This window comes from Zooshikella harenae, from assembly GCF_018837975.1.
In the GTDB taxonomy this organism is placed as follows: Bacteria; Pseudomonadota; Gammaproteobacteria; order Pseudomonadales; family Zooshikellaceae; genus Zooshikella; species Zooshikella harenae.
Window position 1 is genome coordinate 1 of sequence record NZ_JAGSOY010000117.1, and the last position, 7,457, is coordinate 7,457.

7 protein-coding genes are annotated in these 7,457 nt (G+C 38.4%); 5 read left to right on the forward strand and 2 right to left on the reverse strand.

What is annotated here, in order from left to right; all coding sequences use genetic code 11:
• From KCG35_RS22850 to KCG35_RS22870, 5 genes are all read left to right on the forward strand, one after another.
• Window positions 1-1,394, forward strand: a 1,394-nt coding sequence (locus KCG35_RS22850; protein ID WP_215822173.1) for a sensor histidine kinase, incomplete at its 5' end; no start/stop codon positions are given.
• 94 nt (window positions 1,395-1,488) lie between these two features.
• Entirely contained in the window at window positions 1,489-2,889 is a 1,401-nt protein-coding gene (locus tag KCG35_RS22855; RefSeq protein WP_215822174.1) for a sigma-54-dependent transcriptional regulator, read from the forward strand.
• 334 nt (window positions 2,890-3,223) lie between these two features.
• A complete protein-coding gene (locus KCG35_RS22860) occupies window positions 3,224-4,210 on the forward strand; it encodes a TRAP transporter substrate-binding protein (protein WP_215822175.1) in 987 nt (328 codons plus the stop codon).
• Between the two features lie 201 nt (window positions 4,211-4,411).
• Window positions 4,412-5,008: a TRAP transporter small permease gene (locus KCG35_RS22865; RefSeq protein ID WP_215822176.1), complete on the forward strand. Its 597-nt coding sequence runs from the start codon at window positions 4,412-4,414 to the stop codon at window positions 5,006-5,008.
• A complete protein-coding gene (locus tag KCG35_RS22870) occupies window positions 5,005-6,387 on the forward strand; it encodes a TRAP transporter large permease (RefSeq protein ID WP_215822177.1) in 1,383 nt (460 codons plus the stop codon). The genes KCG35_RS22865 and KCG35_RS22870 overlap by 4 nt, the downstream gene beginning before the upstream one ends.
• 96 nt (window positions 6,388-6,483) lie before the next feature.
• Here KCG35_RS22870 and KCG35_RS22875 read toward each other — a convergent pair whose 3' ends face one another.
• Together KCG35_RS22875 and KCG35_RS22880 are read right to left on the reverse strand one after the other, a co-directional pair.
• Window positions 6,484-6,882, reverse strand: coding sequence for an STY0301 family protein (locus KCG35_RS22875; protein WP_215822178.1), 399 nt, complete (start codon window positions 6,880-6,882; stop codon window positions 6,484-6,486).
• A gap of 20 nt (window positions 6,883-6,902) precedes the next feature.
• Window positions 6,903-7,457 (reverse strand): glyoxalase-like domain protein (locus tag KCG35_RS22880; protein ID WP_215822179.1); only part of this gene is annotated, 555 nt, incomplete at its 5' end.

The following is a 7,457-nucleotide window of genomic DNA, read 5'->3' on the forward strand; positions in this document are numbered from 1 at the left end:
CTTTGCAACGTGGTTATTACTTTTCTTATCCAGTGTTTCAGCATAATAAATTACTGGGTATTGTCGTGGTTAAAGTGGATCTGGCGAATATAGAGCAATCATGGCAAAGTGCTTTTCATCATGGTGCAGTTCGATTATTGGTAACAGATACGATGGGAGTGGTATTTATCAGCAGTGAACAACAGTGGTTATTTCACTCTCTAGGTAAACTGTCTGATGTGCAGCACAAGCAATTAAGGCAGGAACAGCGCTATGCATTACGTACGGTTTCTACGTTTGTAAAACAGGTGACACCTATTGTTGAAGATCCAGCATCTGTGTTTTCTACACTTCATAAAATTACGCTTATAGGTGAATTTGTTGAGCCTCATTCTTCGTACTTGCAGCAGCAATTAACAATGCCAGAAGCAGGTTGGGTATTACATATTTGGTATAACTGGGATGAGATCCAGCAGCGGGTGAATGAAACACTTTTAGTGTATGGATTAGTTGCCTGGGTACTATTGCTTGCAGGGTTATTTATTTGGCAACGTTATCGAATGGAACGACAGCTTCGTGTGGCTAGAGACCGGCTTGAAACACGGGTATTGATGCGTACGCAAGACCTTATGAAAACGAACAGAAGGCTTGAGCAGGAAATAGAAGAGCGGCAATATACTGAAGCGCAATTGAGACAAGCCCAAGAAGAGCTTATCCAAACAGCAAAACTGGCTGTTTTAGGACAAATGTCAGCTAGCATTAACCATGAACTCAACCAGCCCATCACTGCGATTAAGGGGCTGGCTGAAAATAGCATTTTATTACTCGAAAAACAGCAAACTCAATTAGTTGCAGAAAATCTTCAACGAATAAATCGGCTGTGTGAACGCATGGGATATATTGTCGCTCAGTTTAAAGTGTTTGCTCGAAAAACGCCTGGAAAATTAGCAACAATAAATCTTGTTACTGCGATTCAAAGTGCGATTGATTTACTTAAGCCACAGTTAGAGAAACAGTACATCAGTGTAATCAGTCAGTTGCCAGAGAATGGACTATGGGTTAAGGGGGATAGTGTCTGGCTAGAACAAATGGTTGTGAACTTACTGACGAATGCGATGCATGCGTTAATTAACCAAACAAATGGGGTCATTAACGTAAGCCTTGTTATTGATGAAGAAGACGTAAAATTAGAAATTCATGATAATGGTCCAGGTATACCAGAACATTTACTGGCTAAAGTATTTACGCCGTTTTATACAACAAAAAGCAATGGTCAAGGATTAGGGTTAGGGCTGGCAATTTCCCAACGTATAATTGAGTCTACGGGTGGGCATATTAGTGTGAGAAATCATGCTCAAGGTGGCGCTGTGTTTAGTGTTTGTATTCCCTCTGTAGACAGAAAACGAAAATCATAACCTTTTTAAATAGTGTGAGGTTATAGAGGTCGTATTCCTAAGGAAGTAAAGCGTTGTTACAAAGAATAAATGAAATGTAGTCGAGAATTATTATATGGAAAGTAGCCTGAATAATTATTATTCCTCGTCGTTAAGCGAGATATTTAATCAGATTTTTTTTATTGATGATGATGAAGATATTCGTGTTGTTGTCGAGCAAACTTTAACCTTAGCGGATATGAATGTAAGGTGTTTTGCAACAGCTCAAGAATGTTTATCATTGGTTCATGAAAACTGGCATGGGGTAATTGTCACGGATTTACATATGCCTAACATGGATGGTATGACGGTATTTAGGCATTTAAATCAGTTAGATTCTGAATTACCTGTTATCTTATTGACTGGACACGGAGATGTCAGTACAGCCGTAGAAGCTATTAGGGCTGGCGTATATGACTATATAGAAAAACCATTTACCCAAACGCATTTTGTTGAAGTCATCCGTCGAGCTTTAGAAAAACGTAGTCTGACATTGGAAAACAGGGCATTACGGGAAGAAATATCTGCACAGGGTGGCCCAGGTCCACGTATTCTTGGTAATACACCAGTGATCAAGCAGCTCCGTCGCTTAGTACAGCAAGTGCTTGATGCTCCAGCTGATATTTTACTACAAGGTGAAACGGGGTGTGGTAAAGAACTTATTGCTCGCTTTTTACATGAACATAGCGTCAGGCAAGCCCATCCTTTTGTTGCGATTAACTGTGGTGCGTTACCAGAAGCGCTAATTGAAAGTGAGTTATTTGGTCATATTCAAGGTGCATTTACGGGGGCAAACAAAAGTCGAAAAGGAAAGTTTGAATATGCAAATGGTGGCACTTTATTTTTAGACGAAATTGAAAGCATGCCAGTTAACTTACAAGTGAAACTTTTGCGTGTTCTAGAAGAACGGCATGTTGAACGGCTAGGTACAAATGAGCTAATACCTATTGATATACGTGTTATAGCTGCAACCAAAGAAGATTTAAAAAAACGCTCTGATGAAGGTGCCTTTCGACTTGATTTGTACTACCGCTTGAATGTTTTAATAATCAATATTCCACCTTTAAGGGATCGAAAAGAAGATATTTTACTTCTTTTTCAACATTTTTCATCAATAGCAGGTTCACGTTATGGTCAGGAGGTTATTCCACTTTCTTTAGCTCAGCGCCAGGCTTTATTGAATCATGATTGGCCAGGTAATGTTCGGGAACTAAGGAATATTGCTGAGCGTTATGTATTATTAGGTGAAAGTGCCGAATTTGATATTGATGGATGGAGCACCGTTTCATCATGTTCAACGATAACTGAAAAATTAACCTCTAAAGTTGAAGCATATGAAAGGGCACTATTGGAGGATGCATTAATTCGTCATGAAGGACGTCTTAAAACAGTAATGGATGAGTTGGGGATAGCACGTAAGACACTATACGATAAATTAAAAAAATATAGTTTAAATCGAACTGACTATTCGCTATAAAATTAAAAGCTTCCAATATTTAATTTATGTACTTAATAACTAATGTTTAGTAAGCATAGTGAGTTTCTGTAAGTGAATGAAGAAATAAATGGGTGGATTTCCACCCATTTGTAAATCAGTGATGTGTCATATCTCACTCATTACTCTCTCGGTATTAGGCTAACTAATTGATTTATATGGTATTACTGTTTTGGCGCGAGGTTTGCGTATTCAATACGTTGTCATGTGAGTAAGGCATGATAACCCCATGCGATAAGATGTACTTTGGTACATGTATGCCATGGTGAGTAAGCCTATGAGCAATAAACTTAGATAATAATAAAGAGGGAGTAACATGCGTAAACTAATAACAACAATGTGCTTTATCTTTTCTATTGTTGCTGGCACATTGAGTGCAGCCCCAATTGAAATTAAATTCTCTCATGTCGTTGCAGAAAATACGCCTAAGGGAAAGATGGCCATTCGTTTTAAAGAACTCGTTGAACAACGTTTACCTGGAAAAGTTAAGGTAAGTGTCTTTCCTAATGCTCAATTATTCAATGATGATAGAGTATTGGAAGCAATAATCTTAGGGGATGTGCAACTCGCAGCACCTTCTTTATCCAAACTAGAAACGTATACAAAAAAATTTCAAATATTTGATTTGCCTTTTTTGTTTGATGACATGCAGGCTGTAGATCGTTTTCAACAGAGCAAAGAGGGCCAAAAACTACTGGCTAGTCTGGAAAGTAAAGGATTAACGGGTTTAGGGTATTTACATAATGGTATGAAACAATTGTCGGCTAATGATCCACTTTTTACACCTGCTGATGCCAAAGGAAAGAAATTCCGAATAATGGCATCTGACGTGTTAGCAGCCCAATTTCAGGTGGTTAATGCTAACCCTGTGAAAAAGCCTTTTTCTGAAGTATTTACTTTATTACAGACAAAAGCCATTGATGGGCAGGAAAATACTTGGTCGAATATTTATTCGAAAAAGTTTTTTGAAGTACAGTCGCACATAACAGAAACAGATCATGGGGTGCTTGACTATATTGTTGTTACATCAAAAGAATTCTGGTCAGGATTACCCGATGAAATTCGTCCTATTGTCGAAAAAAGCCTGCAAGAAGCGATTGACTATGGAAATAAAGTTGCTTTGGAAAAAGATGAGCAAGATAAGCTAGCGATTATTACCAGTAAAAAATCAAAAGTCATAGAACTCTCATCTGCTCAGCGTCAACAATGGAAACAGGCAATGGCTCCCGTATGGAAGGAATTTCAAGATGAAATTGGTGTAGACCTGATTAAAGCAGCCCAAGAAGTGAACCAAGTTAATTAATACTAAATATTTAAACGTACTAGTGGTACATGTGTAATGTAGGATTACTCATGGGCCACTAGAGAAAACGTATATTAAATAACTGTTACCCAAAATAGTAAAAAATACTCACAGCGAACGCTATTTTTACGTTAGCGTGTCATAAATAGTGTGGCTAACAAATAAATACATTCGTGAAAGGTAGATAAAAGGGGAAATAGCATGTTTGGGCATTACCTTGCTATTGTTGAGGCGGCGATTATCCGACTGTTACTAGTGAGTATGACACTTCTGGTTTTTTTAGAAGTCATTCTTCGTTTTGTGTTTAATACGGGGTGGTTATGGATGGAAGAAGTGACCTTATATTTAGGGGCATGGTTTGTATTGTTTGGGGTTTCTTATGGTTTAAAAGTAGGAGCCCATATTGGTGTAGATGCATTAGTACGTCTGTTTCCCAGTGCCGTACGCCGTTGGATTTCCGTATTCGCGGTGATGGGGTGTTTGTTTTACTGCGGTGTTTTATTATACGGCAGTTGGATTTACTTGGGTAAATTAAAATTAATTGGTCTGACCATGGAAGATGTTCCACTCCCTAAGTGGCAGGCTATGAGTATTTTATTTGGTGGTTTTGTACTATTAGCACTTAGGTTAATGTCATTACTATGGATGTTGCTTACCCGTCAAGTTGACAGTTTTGAGTTGCTAGATGAAGCTGAAGAAAGCTTGGCATTAGCACGAGAAGAATCCAAACTTGATCAGATAAAATCCCCTGAAGTCATGGTGACATCACAGGTTTCATCTGTGGGGAATAGATTATGACTACTGCAACTTTATTTTTGGTACTTTTACTATGTATGTTGACAGGAATGCCAATTGCATTGGCATTAGGGATTGCGAGTGTTTCAACGATATTATTATTTTCTAATGACTCCTTAGCATCGATTGCACTTAAGATATTCGAGTCAACTTCTAGCCATTATACGTTGTTAGCCATTCCATTTTTTATTTTATCTTCCGTTTTTTTATCAACGGGTGGTGTTGCCAAACGACTTATTAATTTTGCCGTAGCGGGTGTGGGTCATGTTCGTGGTGGTTTGGCTATGGCATCGGTGGTTGCTTGTATGCTATTTGCAGCCGTTTCCGGCTCATCGCCTGCTACAGTAGCGGCAATTGGTAGTATTGTTATTGCAGGTATGGTTCGCTCTGGGTATTCCCAATCCTTTGCCGCGGGTGTTATTGCAAATGCCGGCACTTTAGGCATATTAATTCCCCCTTCAATTGTTATGCTGGTATATGCCGCTGCCACTGAGGTATCTGCGACTCGAATGTTTATGGCAGGCTTAATACCAGGTTTGCTTATGGGAGGGATATTATTAGTTGCAATTTATTTGTTTGCTCGAAAACGTCGTTATCCTTCACAACCTTTCCCAGGCTGGCGGACGCTTACTAAAACTGGCTTAGTGGCCACAGGAGGTTTATTTCTTATTGTGTTGGTATTAGGCGTGATCTACGGTGGTGTAGCCAGTCCAACTGAAGCTGCCGCTGTAGCCGCTGTGTATGCTTTTTTGATTGCGGTCATTGGTTATCGTGATATGGGCCCATTAAGAAATACACCATGGCGTTATCAAGACGAAAAAATAGTTCATGCTGTGGTCAGAAATACTTGGCAAATTACCTGGGCAATACCACGTTCATTTTTTGATCGTGAAGTGAATAATGTGGTTATGGATGCTGCAAAAGTAAGTTTGATGCTGTTGTTTATTATTGCTAACGCGATGTTGTTTGCACATGTATTGACGACTGAACGCATTCCACATGCTATTGCAGAAACAATAGTGAGTATGGGGCTTCCTCCATGGGCTTTTTTACTGGTGGTCAACTTATTACTACTTGCTGCGGGTAATTTTATGGAGCCTTCAGCTATAGTATTGATTATGGCACCAATCCTGTTTCCAATTGCCACACAGTTAGGTATCGACCCCATTCACTTAGGCATTATAATGGTAGTGAATATGGAAATTGGTATGTTAACTCCACCTGTTGGGCTAAACCTATTTGTGACTGCAGGTATTACTCAACAAAGTATAGGCTGGGTCATTAAAGCTGCATTACCGTGGTTAGGTCTACTATTATTATTTTTAGGGCTAGTAACATACATCCCTGCCATTTCATTGTTTTTGCCTGAACTGCTAAATTAAAGTGTTTTCAACAAAATGAGGAGGGAGGAAGTCTGACTGCTGAAGAAAACCAGCAGTCAGAAAAAGGTGGACTTCATGTAGTACATTTATACTATTTTATTGACAACTAAATTGATAAGGTTTGCCAATGTCATTGTAAAAAGCTTTACATTGCGTCAAATTTTTAGGTAGAGCCATAGATAAAGTTATGTTTGTATGATTATAGTTGCACTCAAGCCAGTATTCATTACCTTTATCAAGAGACCAAATGTAAAAATTTTCATTAGTACCTTTGTTGTCAGGTGCTAAAGAAGCCATTTCCTCAGGAATACCATCATATAGATTAATACTTATTAGTTTTGGAGTAAATTGACTATGCCCAACACGCCATGGCTTTGGCACGATTAAAGCTTTTTGATCAACAGAAAGCTTATCAGGACATTTTAACTCCATTGCAAAAGAACTTGCAGAAAATAAGAAACAAGTACTAAGTAATTTAATAAGTTGTTTTACCATATTTATCATTCTGTGAGTTTTTACCATTTGAATACAAGTGGTAATGTGGGCATGAAATTATGTGATTTTTGACAAATTTGATTGTCAAAACCAATCTCAACTATATGTTTTTCGTCTGTTACAAGATCAATTCCATTTGTACTATTTGCGTAAAGTGCAGGTTCGGAATATGTATCTTTGGGTATAAAAATGTGCAGCGAGGTTATTTTTTTAAAACCAACAGAATGTTCCATTGGTTGACGTTTTGCAGCAGGCTGTTGGTCAGGCCTTGAGGAAAAGGACAAGAAAAACCACATAGGCTCAGTGATTGGAGCCACTCCAACATCAACTTTTAATGTTTCAGGTAGGTATGTTGGTCTATATTCCCAGCTTTTAAAAGGAACTGCTTTGTTGGTAGTGTTAGATTCCGGCCTAAAACAAATACCAAAAGGAGAGGCTGTTGATTTGTGGCTAATAAACCTTTCGGAGAGTTGTGTAGGTTTAGTTATATCATTATTAATTTCATTAGGGTTATCTAGATATAAAAGCTCAATAAAGGCATTATGGAAAAAGAACCTGCGATTGGCTGTTCCTTG

What these genes read in the sequence shown, in the direction of transcription:
- KCG35_RS22855 (WP_215822174.1), top strand. Translation starts at nt 1,489, where the DNA reads ATGGAAAGTAGCCTGAATAATTATTATTCCTCGTCGTTAAGCGAGATA.
- KCG35_RS22860 (WP_215822175.1), top strand. Translation starts at nt 3,224, where the DNA reads ATGCGTAAACTAATAACAACAATGTGCTTTATCTTTTCTATTGTTGCT.
- KCG35_RS22875 (WP_215822178.1), bottom strand. Translation starts at nt 6,882, where the DNA reads ATGGTAAAACAACTTATTAAATTACTTAGTACTTGTTTCTTATTTTCT.
- KCG35_RS22865 (WP_215822176.1), top strand. Translation starts at nt 4,412, where the DNA reads ATGTTTGGGCATTACCTTGCTATTGTTGAGGCGGCGATTATCCGACTG.
- KCG35_RS22870 (WP_215822177.1), top strand. Translation starts at nt 5,005, where the DNA reads ATGACTACTGCAACTTTATTTTTGGTACTTTTACTATGTATGTTGACA.